14 protein-coding genes are annotated in these 17,549 nt (G+C 65.3%); 7 read left to right on the forward strand and 7 right to left on the reverse strand.

The features are described from left to right. Positions 1-75: 75 nt before the first annotated feature. The 4 genes from JQ604_RS00635 to JQ604_RS00650 form a co-directional block, all read right to left on the reverse strand. The gene (locus JQ604_RS00635) at positions 76-1,062 is read right to left on the reverse strand and encodes an ABC transporter substrate-binding protein (protein ID WP_249157930.1); all 987 of its coding nucleotides are present in this window, start codon (positions 1,060-1,062) and stop codon (positions 76-78) included. Positions 1,063-1,158: 96 nt separating this feature from the next. Then, positions 1,159-2,466 (reverse strand): NAD(P)/FAD-dependent oxidoreductase, encoded by a 1,308-nt coding sequence (locus tag JQ604_RS00640; protein ID WP_212351978.1) that lies wholly within the window; start codon positions 2,464-2,466, stop codon positions 1,159-1,161. Positions 2,467-2,477: 11 nt separating this feature from the next. Then, on the reverse strand, positions 2,478-3,176 hold the full coding sequence (locus JQ604_RS00645; RefSeq protein ID WP_212351980.1) for an HAD-IA family hydrolase: 699 nt from the start codon (positions 3,174-3,176) through the stop codon (positions 2,478-2,480). Positions 3,177-3,207: 31 nt separating this feature from the next. Continuing rightward, entirely contained in the window at positions 3,208-4,290 is a 1,083-nt protein-coding gene (locus tag JQ604_RS00650) for an ABC transporter ATP-binding protein (RefSeq protein ID WP_212351982.1), read from the reverse strand. Positions 4,291-4,540: 250 nt separating this feature from the next. On the opposite strand from JQ604_RS00650, the gene JQ604_RS00655 reads away from it, so the two are divergent. Continuing rightward, positions 4,541-5,488 carry a LysR family transcriptional regulator gene (locus tag JQ604_RS00655; protein WP_212351984.1) on the forward strand — a complete coding sequence of 316 codons (948 nt, stop codon included), beginning with the start codon at positions 4,541-4,543 and terminating at the stop codon, positions 5,486-5,488. Here JQ604_RS00655 and JQ604_RS00660 read toward each other — a convergent pair. Beyond that, positions 5,482-6,378 carry a LysR family transcriptional regulator gene (locus JQ604_RS00660; RefSeq protein WP_212351986.1) on the reverse strand — a complete coding sequence of 299 codons (897 nt, stop codon included), beginning with the start codon at positions 6,376-6,378 and terminating at the stop codon, positions 5,482-5,484. The two genes, JQ604_RS00655 and JQ604_RS00660, sit on opposite strands and share 7 nt — an antisense overlap. A 246-nt stretch (positions 6,379-6,624) precedes the next feature. Here JQ604_RS00660 and JQ604_RS00665 point away from each other — a divergent pair, with 246 nt between their 5' ends. From JQ604_RS00665 to JQ604_RS00685, 5 genes are read left to right on the forward strand one after another with little or no spacing between them, the layout of a single operon-like run. Further along, positions 6,625-7,101: a formate dehydrogenase subunit gamma gene (locus tag JQ604_RS00665; protein WP_212351988.1), complete on the forward strand. Its 477-nt coding sequence runs from the start codon at positions 6,625-6,627 to the stop codon at positions 7,099-7,101. Beyond that, positions 7,098-8,663, forward strand: coding sequence for a formate dehydrogenase beta subunit (locus JQ604_RS00670; RefSeq protein ID WP_212351997.1), 1,566 nt, complete (start codon positions 7,098-7,100; stop codon positions 8,661-8,663). Before JQ604_RS00665 ends, JQ604_RS00670 begins: the two co-directional genes overlap by 4 nt. Positions 8,664-8,674: 11 nt before the next feature. Further along, a complete protein-coding gene (gene fdhF / locus JQ604_RS00675; RefSeq protein WP_212352004.1) occupies positions 8,675-11,551 on the forward strand; it encodes a formate dehydrogenase subunit alpha in 2,877 nt (958 codons plus the stop codon). Positions 11,552-11,553: 2 nt separating this feature from the next. After that, positions 11,554-12,387: a formate dehydrogenase accessory sulfurtransferase FdhD gene (gene fdhD, locus JQ604_RS00680; protein WP_212352013.1), complete on the forward strand. Its 834-nt coding sequence runs from the start codon at positions 11,554-11,556 to the stop codon at positions 12,385-12,387. Then, positions 12,374-12,589, forward strand: a complete 216-nt coding sequence (locus tag JQ604_RS00685) for a formate dehydrogenase subunit delta (protein WP_212352020.1) — start codon at positions 12,374-12,376, stop codon at positions 12,587-12,589. The genes fdhD and JQ604_RS00685 overlap by 14 nt, the downstream gene beginning before the upstream one ends. A 121-nt stretch (positions 12,590-12,710) precedes the next feature. On the opposite strand, the gene JQ604_RS00690 is transcribed toward JQ604_RS00685, so the two are convergent. Continuing rightward, positions 12,711-15,674 (reverse strand): bifunctional [glutamine synthetase] adenylyltransferase/[glutamine synthetase]-adenylyl-L-tyrosine phosphorylase, encoded by a 2,964-nt coding sequence (locus tag JQ604_RS00690; protein ID WP_212352022.1) that lies wholly within the window; start codon positions 15,672-15,674, stop codon positions 12,711-12,713. Beyond that, complete coding sequence (locus JQ604_RS00695; protein WP_212352024.1) at positions 15,671-17,125, reverse strand: sensor histidine kinase; 1,455 nt, start codon at positions 17,123-17,125, stop codon at positions 15,671-15,673. Before JQ604_RS00695 ends, JQ604_RS00690 begins: the two co-directional genes overlap by 4 nt. 172 nt (positions 17,126-17,297) lie before the next feature. On the opposite strand from JQ604_RS00695, the gene JQ604_RS00700 reads away from it, so the two are divergent. Continuing rightward, positions 17,298-17,546: a type II toxin-antitoxin system RelE family toxin gene (locus tag JQ604_RS00700; RefSeq protein WP_212352691.1), complete on the forward strand. Its 249-nt coding sequence runs from the start codon at positions 17,298-17,300 to the stop codon at positions 17,544-17,546. The last annotated feature ends 3 nt before the right edge of the window (positions 17,547-17,549 follow it).

The following is a 17,549-nucleotide window of genomic DNA, read 5'->3' on the forward strand; positions in this document are numbered from 1 at the left end:
CGTCAGCTGTTCGCGGCGCTGATGCCTGAGCGAGATGTCTGGGGCTGAACCGGTCACGGCGGGTGATCCCTCACGTCACTTCTGCATGAACGAGACCCAGCGCTTCTCGGCCGCCTCGCCCGCCGGCGACGACCACCACGCATAGGACATCAGCGCCTGCTTGGCGGCGTTATCGGGCGCGCTCGGCAATTGCGCTGCGCGCTCCGGCTTGATCACGCCGGTGTCGAACGCCTTCGGGTTGGCCGGGCCGTAGTCGATATGCAGCGGCAGATTGGCCTGATGCACGGGATCGACGGCCTCATTGAGGAACTTCACGGCTGTCGAAAGATTTGGCGCGTCCTTGAGGATGCACAGCGAGGTGCTCTGCAGAATGCCCTGGTTGAAGGTGAAGGACACCTTTGCGCCCTCGTTGATCAGCGCGCTGACACGGCCGTTCCAGGCCATCACCATGTCGACCTCGCCGTCATTGAGCAGTTGCGCCGACTGCGCGCCCGAGGTCCACCACACCGTGATGTTGGGCTTGATCTCCTCGAGCTTCTTGAAGGCACGATCGACGTCGAGCGGATAGAGCTTGTCCGGCGCAACGCCGTCGGCCATCAGCGCGGCTTCGAGCGTTGCGATCGGGTGGTTGCGCAGCGCGCGGCGGCCGGGGAATTTCTTGACGTCCCAGAAGTCGGCCCAGCTCGCCGGCGCTCCGGATGGGAACTTCTTCTGGCTGTAGGCGAGGACGCTGGAATAGAACTCATACGCGACCGAGTAGGCCGAGCGATAGGCCTCCGGCATCGCGGCCCCATTCGGCAGCTTGGAGAAATCCAGCTTCTCGAACAGGCCCTGCTCGCCACCGCGCAGGCAATAGCCGGTCGGGACGTCGACCACATCCCAGGTCGGCTTGCCGCTCGCGACCTGCGACTTCACTGCCGGCCATGCGTCGGGGATGCTGTCCTGGTTGATGGTAATGCCGAGTTTTTTCGCGGACGGATCGAGGATCGCAACGGTCTGCGCTTTCTGATAGGCGCCGCCCTGCGACACGAAGGTGATCTGCTCCGCCGCATAGGCCGGCATGCTGGTCAGGATCGTGGCCGCGGCAAGCAGCGCGCGGCGGCTGAGATATGAAGAAGCAATCGTCATGTCCAATCCCCTCTCGTGTTGACGGCCGAGCTAGCGCTCGACCGCATCCAGAAACTGATACCAGCCGGCCACCGCGCGGACGGCCGGTTCGCGGAACGCATAGAATGGAATGGTCTTGAGACGGCGCGCCGCGAGCAGGCCGAGATTGACGGACTCGCCGCGCACGAGGTCTGCGAGATAGCGCCCCATCAGGCTCGACATCGCAACGCCCGCGCCGTTGTAGCCGACCGAGTAGAGCGTGCGGTCATCGAGCCGGCCGACATGCGGCACGGAGTCGAGCGTCATCGCGACGAGGCCGGACCATTTGAACTCCAGCGGAACATCCGCAAGCTCCGGAAAGATGCCGACCATCGCCTTGCGCAGCGCTTCGAACGCGCTCTCCGAATCCTGTTTGCCGAACGCGCCGCGGCCGCCGAAGACGACGCGGTCGTCGACCTTACGGAACCAGCGCATCATGCGCTTGGTCTCGGTGTAGCTCCGACCGGTCGGCATCAAGCTGCCGGCGAGATTGGGCGACAGCTTTTCGGTTGCGATCAATGCGCTGCGGAACGGCACCAGCGTTCGCTGCACGCGCGCGGTGGCCGACGTCAGGTCGGAATAGGAGTTGGTGGCGATGATCGCCTGGCGCGCCCGCACGCTGCCGCCTGGCGTCTCGGCGAGGACACCGTCGCCGTCACGACGCAACGAAACAACCGGGCTCTCCTGAAAGATCGGCACGCCGCGCGCCGCGACGCCCTTGGCGAGTCCACGCAGATAGTTCAGCGGATGGATGCCGCCGGAGCCGGGATTAAGCACGCCGCCAACGAAGATCGACGAGCCCGTCTCATCGCGCACCTGGTGCGGATCGAGAATCCTGACCTCGGTGTCGCGCATCTCGCGCGACATCCAGGCGGCTTCGTCGATCGCGGCCTTCAGCGTCGTATCATTATGCGCCGCCTTGACCTGGCCGGTCCGCGTCAGCCGCGCGCTGGTAATGTCGAATTCGGACACCAGCTCCTCGACCATGTCGACCGATTCATGCGCGATCTCGTACATCCGCCGCGCCATCGCCCGACCATGCACGGCATCGATCTCGCGGAACGACAGCCGGAACTTTGCGGTGATGACGCCGCCGTTGCGGCCGCTCGCGCCCCAGCCGGGCTGGTTGGCCTCGAGCACAACAGGTGCGAGCCCGCTTTTGGCCAAGTGATACGCGGCTGACAGACCGGTGTAGCCGGCGCCGATGATGACGACGTCGGCCTGCCGCGCACCGGACAGCTTCGGAAAGGCCGGCAACGGATCAGCCGTCGCAGCCCATAACGAAGGCACCGGTGTCATCGGGGTGAAGGCCTGTGCCATCGCCGCGCCTGCTAGCTTCCGACCGCCGCGTCGGCAAATGCCTTCATCGTGGCGAAATGGAAATCGGGCTTGGTCAGCTCCGGCACTTCAGGCGTGCCGCCAAATCCCTTCATGCCCTGGCGCCGCTCGATCCAGCACACCTTGTAGCCGAGCTTGCGCGCGATGCCGATGTCGTGGTGCTGGCTCTGCGCGACATGCAGGATGTCGGACTGCTTGTAGCCGAACGCCGATTGCCGTCCCTTGTTGAAGGCGAAGAACTCCGGATTGGGTTTTGCGCAGCCAGTATCGTCGGCGCAGATGGTGTCGTGGAAGGGATTGCCCAGCGCATGCGCATAGGCCGACAGCGCGACGCGGTCGGCATTGGTCATGGCGACCAGGCGGAATTTGGTACGCAGACGTTTCAAGGCCTCGACGGAATCAGCGAACGGCTGCCAGCGCAGCACCGCAAGCTGGAACGCGTCGCAGGCGCCGTCATCCGACGGCAAATCGAGCTCGCGCGCGAGATAGCGGTAGACATTGAACATCACCTCGCTGGAGCGCTCAGGATGGGCATCGCGGCCGCGCTTGTAGGAGGCGAAGATCTGATCGTCGCTCAGCGCTGCCGTCCGCGGGCCGCCGATCCGGCGCACGCCTTCGAGCACGCCGGCCTCGAAATCAATCAGGGTGCCGACGACGTCGAATGTGAGAACCTTGAAGCTATCGTAGGACATGGTCATCTCTTTTCTTGGCTTTGCTTGCTGGTCATTGACGCGCCTTCGGCACGACGATGGTGTCTTCAGGATGCAGCGTGACGGTGAGGTCGCCGCCGACGGGCGGAATGCGGCGCGCAGCCTCGTAATGGCTCGGCTGGCGCAGGCTCAAGGCGGTGCCGTCGGGCAATTGCAGGAACACGCGCAGGCTCTCGCCCTGGTAGACGATGTCGGTGACTTTGCCGGTCAAGCGGTTGCGCGCCGCATCGCCCTTGCCGTCATCGATCAGGAGCTTCTCGCTGTGCACGGCGAGCATCAAACCGTCGCCGTCCGGGATGCGGCGCGTGCTGCGCAGGATCGACGAACCAAGTGCAACGCTGCAGCTGTCGACGGGATGGACCGGCAACAGGCTCGCCTCGCCGATGAAACTCGCCACGAAGGCGTCGGCGGGGTGATCGTGCAGCCGCTGCGGCGCGTCGATCTGCACGAGCTTGCCGTCCTTGAGGATCGCAACACGATCGCTCATGGTCAGTGCTTCGCGCTGGTCATGCGTGACGTAGATGATGGTGGCGCCGATCCGCCGGTGCAACTCACGGAGCTCGATCTGCATCGCCTCGCGCAATTGCTTGTCGAGCGCCGACAGCGGCTCGTCCATCAGGATCAGCCGCGGCTCGAAGATCATGGCGCGCGCCAGCGCGACGCGCTGACGCTGGCCACCCGAGAGCTGCGAGATGCCGCGCGACTCGTAGCCGGCAAGCCCGACCATGGCGAGCGCTGCGTTCACCTTCTTCGGCCAGTCCGCCTTCGGCAGCCGCCGCGCGCGCAGGGGAAAGGCGACGTTCTCGCCGACGCTCATATGCGGGAACAACGCGTAGTTCTGGAACACGACGCCGATGTCGCGCTTGTGCGGCGGCAGGAGGGTGACGTCGCGGTCGCCGAAATGGACCGAGCCGGAGGATGGCTGGATGAAGCCGCCGAGGATGCCGAGCAGCGTGGTCTTGCCGGAACCGGACGGGCCGAGCAGCGAGACGAACTCGCGCGGCGCGACATTCAGCGTGACATTATCGAGGGCGCGGACAGCATCGTAATGCTTGCTCGCGGACCTGATGTCGACGCTCTCTCCGCCCTTGTCCAATCACCGACCCCGTCATGTTGCCGATCCGCGCTGCGATGCGCAGGATCGGGGCCACCCGCCTGACGCGGGTTGACCTGTGAACCGGCATGATCTCGTCTTATGATCCGGGTAGATCGGACTAGCCTGATGGTAGCCCCCGCTGCGCCGGATTAAACAACCTGCCCTTGTGTGCAGGCCATTCCGTCAATGCAAACAGACTTGCCGAACACCGGCAATTGCCAAATTCTCACCGGAGGCATAAGCTGAAGTTATGTCTGAGCTCCGCCGGATGCTGCCCTCGAGCCACGCTTTGTTCGTCTTCGACGCCGCCGCGCGCAACGGCAGCTTCACGGCCGCGGCCGCGGAGCTGAATGTCACGCAGCCTGCGGTGAGCCGCATGCTCGGGCAATTCGAGGATTATCTCGGCGTCCGCCTGTTCGACCGCACGGCCGGCGGCGCGGTGCTGACCGAGGAAGGCGAGATCCTCTATCGCCGCGTCTCCGACGGCTTTCGCAGCATCGAGAGTGGGCTGATCGAGATCGACCGCCGGCGCAAGGGCACCGAGACGGTGACGCTGTCGGTGTCGTCGGCCTTCACCACGCATTGGCTGATGCCGCGGATCGACAAGCTGCAGCGCCAGTTTCCGACCGTCGATCTGCGCTTCCAGCTGATCTCGGGCCCGTTGCGCGGCCCCGTCGACAATGTCGATCTCGGCATGCGCTTTCGCGATCGCTTCGATCCCGAACAGAATGGCGCACTGGTCATGAAGGAGGTGATGGTGCCGATCTGCACGCCCGCCTATCGCGATGCCGATGGCGCGGATGGTGCAAGCGAGCCCAACACCATCATCCGCCTGGCGGAGACGCCGGGTGATTGGGCGGCGGAGTATCGCACATTTCTCACCAAGCGATTGGGCGCGGCGAAGTCGCTGAGCTTCTCCGATTATGCGGTGGTCGTGCAGGCCGCCCTGCTCGGCCAGGGCATCGCGCTCGGCTGGCTGACGGTCGCAGCGCACTGGCTGCTGACGGGCGCACTGGTGCCGGCCTCGGAAAAGCTGACCACGACGCGGCGGCTGTGTGAGCTGGTCTATCCGCCCGACCGCTCGGTGCGGCCGGTGGTCGCCGACATCAGGGACTGGATCATCGCGCAGATGCGCACTGACATGGCGGCCATCGACAAGCTCTATCCGCGGCTCAAGTTGATGAGGGCAAGCTACTGAGTTTCCAGCGTCGGCGCGACCTCGCGCGCGACCTGCACCAGGGCCGCGATCAGCGGCGTCATCGGGTCGCGCTGCGGGATCACCATGCCGATGCTGTAGTTCACCACGGGGTCCACGATCGGAATGCTGCGGACGGCGTCGGCGAGCCCGAGCGTCTCCGCCAGCTTCGCCGGCATCACGCTCGCCCAGCGGCCGGTCTTCACATGGGTGTACAGCACGAGCAGCGAATTCGAGGTCAGCGTCGGCGTCGCCTCCGCGCCGACCGAAGTCAGCGCGCGGTCGATGATGCGGCGGTTCTGCATATCAGGTGTCAGCAGGCAGAGCGGCACCTGGCCGACTTCCTTCCACGTCACCTGCTTGCGGTCACCGAACATGCCGTCCGGCGACGTCAGCAAACGATAGCTCTCATTGTAGAGCGGGATGGTGCGCACCTTGCCGATCGGCTCGTTCTCGATATAGGTCAGCCCGGCATCGACCTCGAGATTTTCGAGCAGGCCCAGCACGTCGGCCGAGGTGCAGGACTGGATGCGGAAGCGCACATCCGGATAGCGCGCGCGGAATGGCGTGGTCAGTGCGGCGACCATGCCGAGCACGGTCGGGATCGCGGCGATCCGGATCTCGCCGGACAGCTTGTCCTTGAGGCTATTGATCTCCTGCTTCATCGCCCGCGCGTCGCCGACGATGCGGCGCGCCCAGTCCAGCGTGCGCTCGCCCTCCGGCGTGAAGCCCTGGAAGCGGGAGCCGCGCTGCACCAGCATGACGCCGAGGATTTCCTCGAGCTGCTTGAGGCTGGTCGACATGGTCGGCTGGGTCACGCCGCAGGCCTCGGCCGCGCGTCCGAAATGCCGCTCCTTGGCCAGCGCCAGCAGAAGTTCAAGCTTGTCGATCAAGAGCTAGTCCCCGTCCCAAACAATGTCTTAACACCGTCACGAATACCACGGCTGCGGCCCGTTCCCCAACGCCTCGATTTGCGCCGGAAGCCATGATTCCCGGCCACCATTCTAAACGCAAATCGATCGATTTCACCGCCAAATTGATCGCATTTCGCAATCGCCGCATGAGACAGCTTTATTGATGTTTGGAAGGATTCCAACGCATGTGGAAGAGACTCGAAAACCCCTGATTTGAGAACGCGGATGACATCGGTTTACGAACCCTGGAACGAGACGCGCGGCGCCGAGATCATCGCCGAACATGCCAAGCTCGAAGGCGCCACGCTGGTGATCCTGCACGCGCTGCAGGAAGCTTTCGGCTATGTGCCCGAGCCCGCCATCCCGATGGTCGCATCCGCGCTCAATCTGTCCCGCGCCGAGGTGCATGGCGTGTTCACCTTCTATCACGATTTCCGGAAAGAACCGGCGGGCCGCCACGTGCTGAAGCTGTGCCGCGCCGAAGCCTGCCAGGCCGCCGGCGGCGATGCGCTCGCCGCGCGCGCCGAAGCCAGGCTCGGCATTTCCCTTGGAAACACCACTGCGGACGATCGCGTCACGCTGGAGCCGATCTACTGCCTCGGCCTCTGCGCCACCGCGCCGTCGGCGATGCTCGACGGCCGTATCGTCGGACGGCTCGATGAAAAGCGCCTCGATGCGCTGGTTGCGGAGGCGCAGCGATGATGAAGATTTACGTTCCCCGCGACGCTGCCGCGATCGCCGTCGGCGCCGATGAGGTCGTTGCCGCAGTCGAGCAGACCGCAGGACAGCGTGGACTGTCGATCGAGATCGTCAGAAATGGCTCGCGCGGCCTTTGCTGGCTGGAGCCGATGGTCGAGGTGGCGACCGCCAGGGGGCGCGTTGCGTTCGGCCCGGTGAGCGCCGCTGACGTCCCATCTTTGCTTGATGCGATGGTCAGTGACGGTCCGCATGCCCTGCGGCTTGGCGTCGCGGACGAGATTCCCTGGCTGAAGCGGCAGACCCGCCTCACCTTCGCCCGCTGCGGCGTGGTCGACCCGCGCTCGGTCGAGGACTATCGCGCCCATGGCGGCTACAAGGGCCTGGAGCGCGCGCTGACGCTCACGTCCGACCAGATCCTGACCGACGTCACCACGTCGGGCCTGCGCGGCCGCGGCGGCGCGGGCTTCCCGACCGGCATCAAGTGGAAGACGGTGGCGCAGGCACAGGCCGACCGGAAGTACATCGTCTGCAACGCCGACGAAGGCGACAGCGGCACCTTCGCCGACCGCATGATCATGGAAGGTGATCCCTTCGTCGTGATCGAGGGCATGACCATCGCAGGTATCACCGTCGGTGCGACCAAGGGCTATATCTACATCCGGTCCGAATATCCGCACGCCGTCGAGGCGATGAACGCTGCGATCGCGGCGGCCAATCGCGCGGGCTTCCTCGGCCACCGCATCGGCGGCTCCACGCATTCCTTCGATCTCGAAGTGCGGGTCGGCGCCGGCGCCTATGTCTGCGGCGAAGAGACCTCGCTGCTGGAAAGCCTTGAAGGCCGCCGCGGCATCGTCCGGGCAAAGCCGCCGCTGCCGGCGCACAAGGGCCTGTTCGGTAAGCCGACCGTGATCAACAACGTGCTGTCGTTTGCGGCGATCCCCTTCATCCTCGACAACGGCGCCAAGGCCTATGCGGATTTCGGCATGGGCCGCTCGCGCGGCACGATGCCCATCCAGCTCGCCGGCAACATCAAATATGGCGGCCTGTTCGAGATCGCGTTCGGCGTCACGCTCGGTGAGCTCATCGACGACATCGGCGGCGGCACGTTGTCGGGCCGCCCGGTGCGCGCCGTGCAGGTCGGCGGTCCGCTCGGCGCCTATTTCCCTCGCGCGCTGTTCGACACGCCGTTTGACTATGAGGCGTTCGCGGCGCGCGACGGCCTGATCGGCCATGGCGGCATCGTCGTGTTCGACGACAGCGTCGATATGCGCAAGCAGGCGCGCTTCGCGATGGAGTTCTGCGCGGTCGAATCCTGCGGCAAGTGCACGCCGTGCCGGATCGGATCGACCCGCGGCGTCGAGACCATCGACAAGATCATCCGCGGCGAGCGCGTCAGCGAGAATCTCGCCGTGGTCGAGGACCTCTGCAACACCATGAAGTTCGGCTCGCTCTGCGCGCTGGGCGGCTTCACGCCCTACCCCGTGATGAGCGCATTGAAACATTTCCGGGAAGATTTCGGCAGAGATCTAGGTCCCGCACCGGCCACGCTTCAGGCCGCGGAATAAAGGAGATCACGATGTCGCTGATCCAGGAAATCGATTTCGGCACCCCCAAATCCAAATCCGAGAGCATGGTCACGCTGACCATCGACGGGCAGAGCGTCACGGTGCCCGAGGGCACCTCGATCATGCGCGCGGCGATGGAGGCCGGCACGCAGATCCCGAAACTCTGTGCGACCGACATGGTCGACGCCTTCGGCTCCTGCCGGCTCTGCCTGGTCGAGATCGAAGGCCGCGCCGGCACGCCGGCCTCCTGCACCACGCCCGTGATGAACGGCCTCGTCGTGCACACCCAGAACGAGCGGCTGAAGAAGCTGCGCAAGGGCGTGATGGAGCTGTACATCTCCGACCATCCGCTGGACTGCCTGACATGCGCGGCCAATGGCGACTGCGAGCTGCAGGACATGGCGGGCGCGGTCGGCCTGCGCGATGTCCGTTACGGCTATGAAGGCGAGAACCACGTCTTCGCCAAGTCGCATGGCTGCGACAACGATTCATGGATGCCGAAGGACGAATCAAATCCGTACTTCACCTATGATCCCTCGAAGTGCATCGTCTGCTCGCGCTGCGTCCGTGCCTGCGAGGAGGTGCAAGGCACCTTCGCGCTGACGATCTCCGGCCGCGGCTTCGACAGCCGCGTCTCACCCGGCATGAGCGAAAGCTTCCTCGGCTCCGAATGCGTCTCCTGCGGCGCCTGCGTGCAGGCCTGCCCGACCGCAACGCTGACGGAAAAGTCCGTGATCGAGATTGGTCAGCCCGAGCATTCGGTGATCACCACCTGCGCCTATTGCGGTGTCGGCTGCACCTTCAAGGCCGAGATGCGCGGCGAGGAAGTGGTGCGCATGGTGCCGTGGAAAGACGGCAAGGCCAATCGCGGCCATTCCTGCGTCAAGGGCCGTTTCGCCTGGGGCTACACCACCCACAAGGAGCGTATCCTGAAGCCGATGATCCGTGAGCGGATCGAGGATCCCTGGCAGGAAGTGTCCTGGGACGAGGCGTTCAATTTCGCCGCGGCGAAATTCAAGGGTATCCAGCAGAGGTATGGCCGCGACGCGGTCGGCGGCATCACCTCCTCCCGCTGCACCAACGAAGAAACCTATCTGGTGCAGAAGCTGATCCGCGGCGGCTTCGGCAACAACAATGTCGACACCTGCGCCCGCGTCTGCCATTCGCCGACCGGCTACGGCCTGTCGCAGACTTTCGGCACCTCCGCGGGTACCCAGGACTTCGATTCGGTCGAAGAGACCGATGTCGTGCTGATCATCGGCGCCAATCCGGCGTCAGCTCACCCGGTGTTCGCTTCCCGCCTGAAGAAGCGGCTGCGGCAAGGCGCAAAGCTGATCGTGGTCGATCCGCGCCGCACCGAGATGGTGGAAGGGCCGCATATGAAGGCGCTGCATCTGCCGCTGATGCCCGGCACCAACGTCGCCGTGCTGACCGCGCTTGCCCATGTCATCGTCACCGAGGGCCTCGTCAACGAGAGCTTCGTGCGCGAGCGCTGCGACTGGAGCGAGTTCGAGGAATGGGCGGCGTTCGTCGCCGATCCCAGGAACAGCCCGGAAGCCACCGCGATCATGACCGGCGTCGATCCGAAGGATCTGCGCGAGGCGGCATGGACCTACGCCACCGGCGGCAATGGCGCGATCTATTACGGGCTCGGCGTCACCGAGCACAGCCAGGGCTCGACCACGGTCATCGCGATCGCCAACCTGGCGATGGCAACGGGCAATATCGGCCGGCCCGGCGTCGGCGTGAACCCGCTGCGCGGCCAGAACAACGTGCAGGGTTCGTGCGACATGGGCTCGTTCCCGCACGAGCTGCCGGGCTATCGCCACATCTCCGGCGATGCGGTGCGCGACCAGTTCGAGGCGATGTGGAACGTCAAGCTCAACCCCGAGCCGGGCTTGCGCATCCCCAACATGTTCGACGCCGCGATCGAAGGCACCTTCATGGGCCTCTACGTGCAGGGCGAAGACATCCTGCAGTCCGATCCCAACACCAAGCATGTGGTCGCGGCGCTGTCGGCGATGGAATGCGTGATCGTTCACGATCTCTTCCTGAACGAGACCGCGAACTACGCGCACGTGTTCCTGCCGGGCTCGAGCTTCCTGGAGAAGGACGGCACCTTCACCAACGCCGAACGCCGTATTCAGCGCGTCCGCAAGGTGATGACGCCGAAGAATGGCCTCGCCGACTGGGAGGTCACCATCGGCCTCGCCAGGGCGATGGGTTTTGAGATGAAGTACAATCACCCCTCCGAGATCATGGACGAGATCGCGGCACTGACGCCGACCTTCGCCGGGGTCTCCTATGCCAGGCTCGACGAGCTCGGCTCGGTGCAGTGGCCCTGCAACGAGAAGGCACCCGAGGGCACGCCGGTGATGCATATCGGCGGCTTCGTCCGCGGCAAGGGCAAGTTCATCATCACCGAATATGTCGCCACCGACGAACGCACCGGCCCGCGCTATCCGCTGCTGCTCACGACCGGCCGCATCCTCAGCCAATACAATGTCGGCGCGCAGACACGACGCACCGAGAACGTGGTCTGGCACAGCGAGGATCGCCTCGAAATCCATCCGCATGACGCTGAGCAGCGCGGTGTGCGCGACGGCGATTGGGTGCGGTTGCAGAGCCGCGCCGGCGAGACCACGCTGCGCGCGGAGATCACCGACCGCGTGGCACCGGGCGTGGTCTACACCACCTTCCACCACCCGGACACGCAGGCCAACGTGATCACGACCGACTTCTCGGACTGGGCGACCAATTGTCCGGAGTACAAGGTCACGGCCGTGCAGATCTCGCCGTCGAACGGCCCGAGCGACTGGCAGAAGGCCTATGACGAGCAGGCTCGCCACTCCCGCCGCATCGCGCCGATCGTGGAGGCCGCGGAGTGAACATGCGCGATCCCGTCTTCAAGGCCGATCGGAAAGTCTGGCGCGACGGCAGCCTCACGGACGGCGCGCGCCTGATCCCCGAGGAGACGGCGCTGGCGTTGACCTATAATGGCGGCACCTACGCCGTGATGATGGGCACGCCTGAGGACCTCAGCGACTTCGCGATCGGCTTCAGCCTGAGCGAAGGCATCGTGCAGTCGGCCGACGAGATTGAGACGCTTGACATCGTCGAGCTCGACGACGGCATCGAGCTTCGGATGTGGCTGAAGGCTGACAAGGCCGAGCAGATCAGCGAGCGGCGGCGGCATATTGCCGGCCCGACCGGCTGCGGCATCTGCGGGATCGAGTCGATTGCCGAGGCGGTCAAGCCGGCCGCGGTGGTGCCGAGGGGGCGCTGCTTCTCGCCGCGCGAGATCATGACGGCCATTGCGTCCGTCGCGCCGCGGCAGGAGATCAATCACCAGACCCGCGCGGTGCACGCCGCTGCGTTCTGGATGCCAGGCCGCGGCATCGTCGCACTGCGCGAAGATGTCGGCCGCCACAATGCGCTCGACAAACTCGCCGGCGCGCTCGCCCGCGACGACATCGCGACCAGCGAAGGCATGGTGCTGCTGACCAGCCGCGTCTCGGTCGAGATGGTGCAAAAGACCGCTGCGATCGGCGCACCGCTGATGGTCGCGGTCTCGGCGCCAACTGCGCTTGCGGTGCGGATGGCGGACGCCGCCGGCATCACGCTCGCCGCGATCGCCCGCGCCGACGGATTTGAAGTTTTCACGCATGCGGAACGCATCACGGCCACCGTGACCGCGAAGGAGGCCGTCTATGTCGTCGCCTGACAAACTGGTCTACATGGCGAACCAGATCGGAAAGTTCTTCCAGAGCCAGGGCCATGACCGGGCCGTGAAGGGGATTTCCGAGCACATCTGGAAGTTCTGGGATCCGCGGATGCGCAAGTCGATCTTCGCCCATCTCGACGCCGGCGGCACCGGCCTCGATCCCTTCGTGCGCGATGCGCTGGAGAAGCTGAAGAACGCGTGAGCGTCTCGGGAAGTCTGTAGGGTGGGCAAAGGCGCTCTTGCGCCGTGCCCACCATTCTCGGTGTGCTCGTGATGGTGGGCACGCTTCGCTTTGCCGACCCTACGGCACCGCGGCACCGCAATTAACCGTCGCCCACAATCGCGTTGAACACCCGCCGCACCTCGCCCTGCGTCTCGCGCAAGCGGGCCTCGAGCGCGGAGAAATCCGGCGTGTCTCCGGCCCGTGCCATCACCCGGCGCAGATCCTCGCCGGCGGTCTCCGGATTGAACTTGCCGCTGACGCAGAGCCGCAGGATTTGCGTCAGGTCGTGATAGAGCCGCGCCGCCGAGCGCAGGATCTCGGCCTCGGATTGTCCGAGCACGCCGAGCTTCGCCGCGTTGTCGAGCACCTGCAGCGTCGAGACGCTGAGGATGTCAGGCTTCTCGGCAGCGTGCGCGAGCTGCAGATATTGTGCGACGAAGTCGATGTCGATGAGGCCACCGGCGGCGAGCTTGAGGTCCCAGACGTCGTCCTCGCCCTTTTCCTGCGCAATGGCGCGGCGCATGTCGGCGACGTCGGTCGCGGTGCTGGCGGCATCGCGCGGACGGGTCAGCACGCTGCGGACGATCGCCTCGATCCGGGCGGTGAACTCGGGCGAAGCCGAGATGACGCGGGCGCGGGTCAGTGCCATGTGCTCCCAGGTCCAGGCGTCGCGCTCCTGGTAGTCGGCGAAGGAATCGACGCGCGAGGCGACCGGACCGGCGCGGCCTGACGGGCGCAGCCGCATGTCGACCTCGTACAGCACGCCGTAATTGGTCCGCGTGGTGAAGGCGCTGATCAGGCGCTGGGTGAAGCGGGCGAAATATTGCGCGCCGTGCAGCGAGCGCTCACCGTCGGAATCCGGCTGCTCTTGGTCGTGATCGTAGAGCAGGATCAGGTCGAGGTCGGAGGACGCCGTCATCTCGCGGCTGCCGAGCCGGCCCATGGCGAGGATCGCGGTCTGTTGCCCCTTGATGCGCCCATACTGCGCGGCGAACTGGTCGGTGACGAGGCCGTGCACGGTGTGCACGATACCTTCGGCGACGTCGGCAAAGGCGACGCTCGCCTGCTGCGCCGAGACCGTGCCGGAGAGGATGCGCGTGCCGATCAGGAACAGGCTCTCCTGGCCGAACTGGCGCAGGCGATCCAGGAAGTCTTCATACGAGACGGCATCCTGCAGCGTGGCCGCGAGCCGCTCCGATAATTCCTTCTTGTCCGGCATCGCGCCGAAGAAGCGCGGATCGATCAGGCCGTCCATGATCTGCGGCTGCCGCGCCAGCATGTCGCCGAGCCGCGGCGCCGCGCCAAGGATCAGCGCCACCAGCGCGACCAGGTCGCGGTTCTGGCTGAGCAGCGAGATCAGCCGCCCGCCCCGTTGGACCGCGCCGAGGAAACGGTCGAACGCCACGACCGCATCGTCAGGCTCTTCGGCGCGCGCCAATCCGTCGATCAGGTCGGGGATGAATTCCAGGAACGCAGCGCGCGTCGCCTCGATACGCAGCGCGCGGTAGTCGCCCTCGATCCATTGCTGCACGGTGCCGGCCACTGCGATCGGCTTCTTGAAGCCGAGACTGGCAAGATGTTCGAGCAGGCGCTGGTCTTCGGCGCCGGCGCCATAATCGACTTTCGGCAGCTTCGCCGTACCGGTCGGATCGTCGCCTTCGAACAACTTGCCGTAATGCCCTTGCACGACGTTGAGATGACCGAGCAGATCCCTGGCGAACGCCTCGCGGCTGTCATAGCCGAAGAAGTGCGCAAAACGCTCGACCGCCTCAGTCTCCTCGGGCAGCGAATGCGTCTGCTCGTCGGCGATCATCTGCAGGCGGTGCTCGACGCGGCGCAGGAATTCATAGGCCGTCGTCAGCTCGTCGCGCGCCTGGTGGGTGATCCAGTTGCTGCTGGCAAGCACATTGAGCGCATCCAGCGTCGGGCGCACGCGCAACTCCGGATGGCGGCCGCCGGCAATCAGCTGCTGGGTCTGGGCGAAGAACTCGATCTCGCGGATGCCGCCGCGGCCGACCTTGACGTTGTGGCCTTCGACCGAGGTCTCGGTCTGGCCGCGATAGGTCTGCATCTGCCGCTTCATGTCGTGAACGTCGGCGAGCGCGGCGAAATCCAGATGCTTGCGCCAGACAAACGGCGCGAGCTCGGCGACCAGCGCTTCGCCCGCGCGCACGTCGCCGGCGCAGGGCCGCGCCTTAATCATCGCCGCGCGTTCCCAGGTGCGGCCTTCGCGCTCGTAGTAGTGCAAGGCCGCATCGGTCGAGATCGCGACCTGGGTCGAGGCCGGATCAGGCCGCAGCCGCAGATCGACGCGGAACACGTAGCCCTCGCCCGAGCGCTGCTGCAGCATCCGCGCCATCGCCTGGGTGACGCGGACGAAGAACGGCTGCGGCTCGATATCCTCGGCAAGCGAGTTGGCGTCGCGATCGAAGAACACGATCAGGTCGATGTCGCTGGAATAGTTCAGCTCGCCCGCCCCCATCTTGCCCATCGCCAGCACGATCAGGCCGGAGCCCTGCTCGGGATGCTCGGGAGCGGGTGCGATCATGCGCCCGCGCGCCATCTCCTGCCGCAGCTGGAAGCGTAGCGCCGCCTGCACCGAGGAGACCGCCAGATCAGTCAGCGCCGCCGTCACCTGCATCACCGGCCAGACGCCGCCGATGTCGCAGAGCGCGATCAACAGCGCCGCCTCCGCCTTCAGGCGACGGAGCAGATGCATCACGTCGGCCTCGCTGCCGGCAGCGAATACCGCGCGCGAGGTGTCCTCGATCAACGCCGGGAGGTGCGACTCCGGGTCGCACGACAGTATCCGGATCAGCCGGGTCGCATCGGCGCGGGCGAGCTCCAGCAGATAGGGCGAGAACGCGAATATCCCAAGCAGGATGTCCCGCGCCCGCGGCAGCGCGAGCAACTCAGTGAGCGCAGCCGATTGCGCCGGCTCGAGCTCGGCAAGCCAGTCGGTCAGGCGTTGTTCGGCGGAATTGGAAGCGGCGACATGCGGTCCGTCCACGAATCGCGCGGCCAGACGATGTCGATCCGCGTTTCCCGGCGCGGCGGCATTCATGCCGCCTTCTGTGGCACATCCTGCGTTTGAGCCGCAAGCCTGTCACTGCCGCCGGCCCGCGCCGGCAGCACCAGCGTCGCAACCAGCCCCGGATGCGCATCGCCGAGCCGCAGCTCACCGTTGTGGAGCGTCGCGACCGCCGAGGCGAGGCTCAGGCCAAGGCCGGAACCGGGTAAGGTCCGGCTCGCTTCCAGCCGCACGAAGCGCTCCACCGCGTGCTTGCGGTCGCTCACGGGAATGCCGGGGCCATGGTCGGTGACGCTGAGCAGGATCTGGTCGCCCTCGCGGCGCGCCTCGATCAGGATTTCCCTTGCGCCGGCGTTGAGCGGCTGCACGGCGGAATCAGGCTTGCCGTATTTGATCGCGTTCTCGACGAGGTTGGCGAGCGCCTGGCTGATCAGTTCGCGGTTGCCATGCACCGGCGTCGGCGACGTCTTCACACGCAGCGTCATGCCGTCGTCCTCGGCAAGCGGCTCGTAAAGCTCATGGATGCCGTTGGCGACATCGGCCGCATCGAAATTGTCCATATTGCCCCGCGCCTGCCCTGACTCCGCGCGGGCGATCATCAAGAGCGCGTTGAAGGTGCGGATCAAGCCGTCGGATTCCTCGATGGTGCGCTCCAGCGCCGCGCGGTAATCGGCCTCGCTGCCCGAACGCGCCAGCGCCTCCTCGGCGCGGTTGCGCAGCCGCGTCAGCGGCGTCTTCAGATCATGCGCGATGTTGTCGGAGACTTCCTTCAGCCCCGTCATCAGCGCCTCGATCCGCTCCAGCATGGCGTTGAGGTTTTCGGCCAGGCGATCGAGTTCGTCGCCGCTGCGGCCGACCGGCAGGCGGCCGGAGAGATCGCCCGCCATGATGCGCTGGGTGGTGCCGGTCATGGCATCGATCCGGCGCAGCACCCGCCGTGCGACGAAGATGCCGCCGCCGATACCGAGCACGACGACCACCAGGATCGACCATTGCGCCGCCTTGGCGACGATGCCGAACAGCCGTCGTCGCTCCTCGAGGTCCCGCCCGACCAGCAGGCGGAAGCCGTTCGTCATCTGGGTGACGCGCACCAGCGCGCGATGGTCCACGTTGCCCTGGTCATCGAGCCTGCGATAGGCGATCTCGGACCAGCCGGATCTCGCCATCACACCCGGCGACAGCGAATCGACATTGCCGGCGATCGCCTGCCCGGTCGGTGTGGTGAGGAGATACAGGTTCGCGCCCGGCCGCAGCGCCCGGTTTCCCATGGTGTTGTAAAGGCCGTGCAGGCCACGGCGATCATAGATGGCGGTGATCTCGCCGACCTCGACATTCACCGTCGAGGTGATCTGCTCGGTGATCAGGCGCCGCGTATTCCAGGCGAAATAGACCAGCAGCGAGGCGGCAAACAGCGCGAACAGCAACAGATAGACCAGCGTCAGGCGAAACGCCGTGGTGCGGATCAGTTTACCGAATGCCGTCACGAATTATCCCACCAGTCATATTGAGCCTTCTTACCATAGGGCGCCGAAACGCCAGAAGTGACAAAGCGTTCATGAAGCGGATGACCAGTCGAGCGTGAAAAGCCCTAACCGCCAGCAAATATATCTCTATATGAGATTGAAGATATTATCTCAATGAGATATATTGAAGCTCGTGAAGACGGTCCTCTATACCAAGGCGGCTCTTCGGAGCCTTCAGGCACATAAGAACCGTGCGAAGCAAATCCGCGCGAAGATCGACCAGTACGCCGCGACGCCCGAAACACTGGCCAACAATGTGATTCAGCTCTCAGGCAGCAGCGCAAAACGTCTCCGCATTGCGAGCTTTCGGGTGCTCTTCACCGAGACCGAGACGACTATTACCGTATTGGATGTCGGTCCTCGCGGTGGGATTTACGAATAGGAG

This window comes from Bradyrhizobium jicamae (genome assembly GCF_018130695.1).
GTDB lineage: Bacteria > Pseudomonadota > Alphaproteobacteria > Rhizobiales > Xanthobacteraceae > Bradyrhizobium > Bradyrhizobium jicamae_B.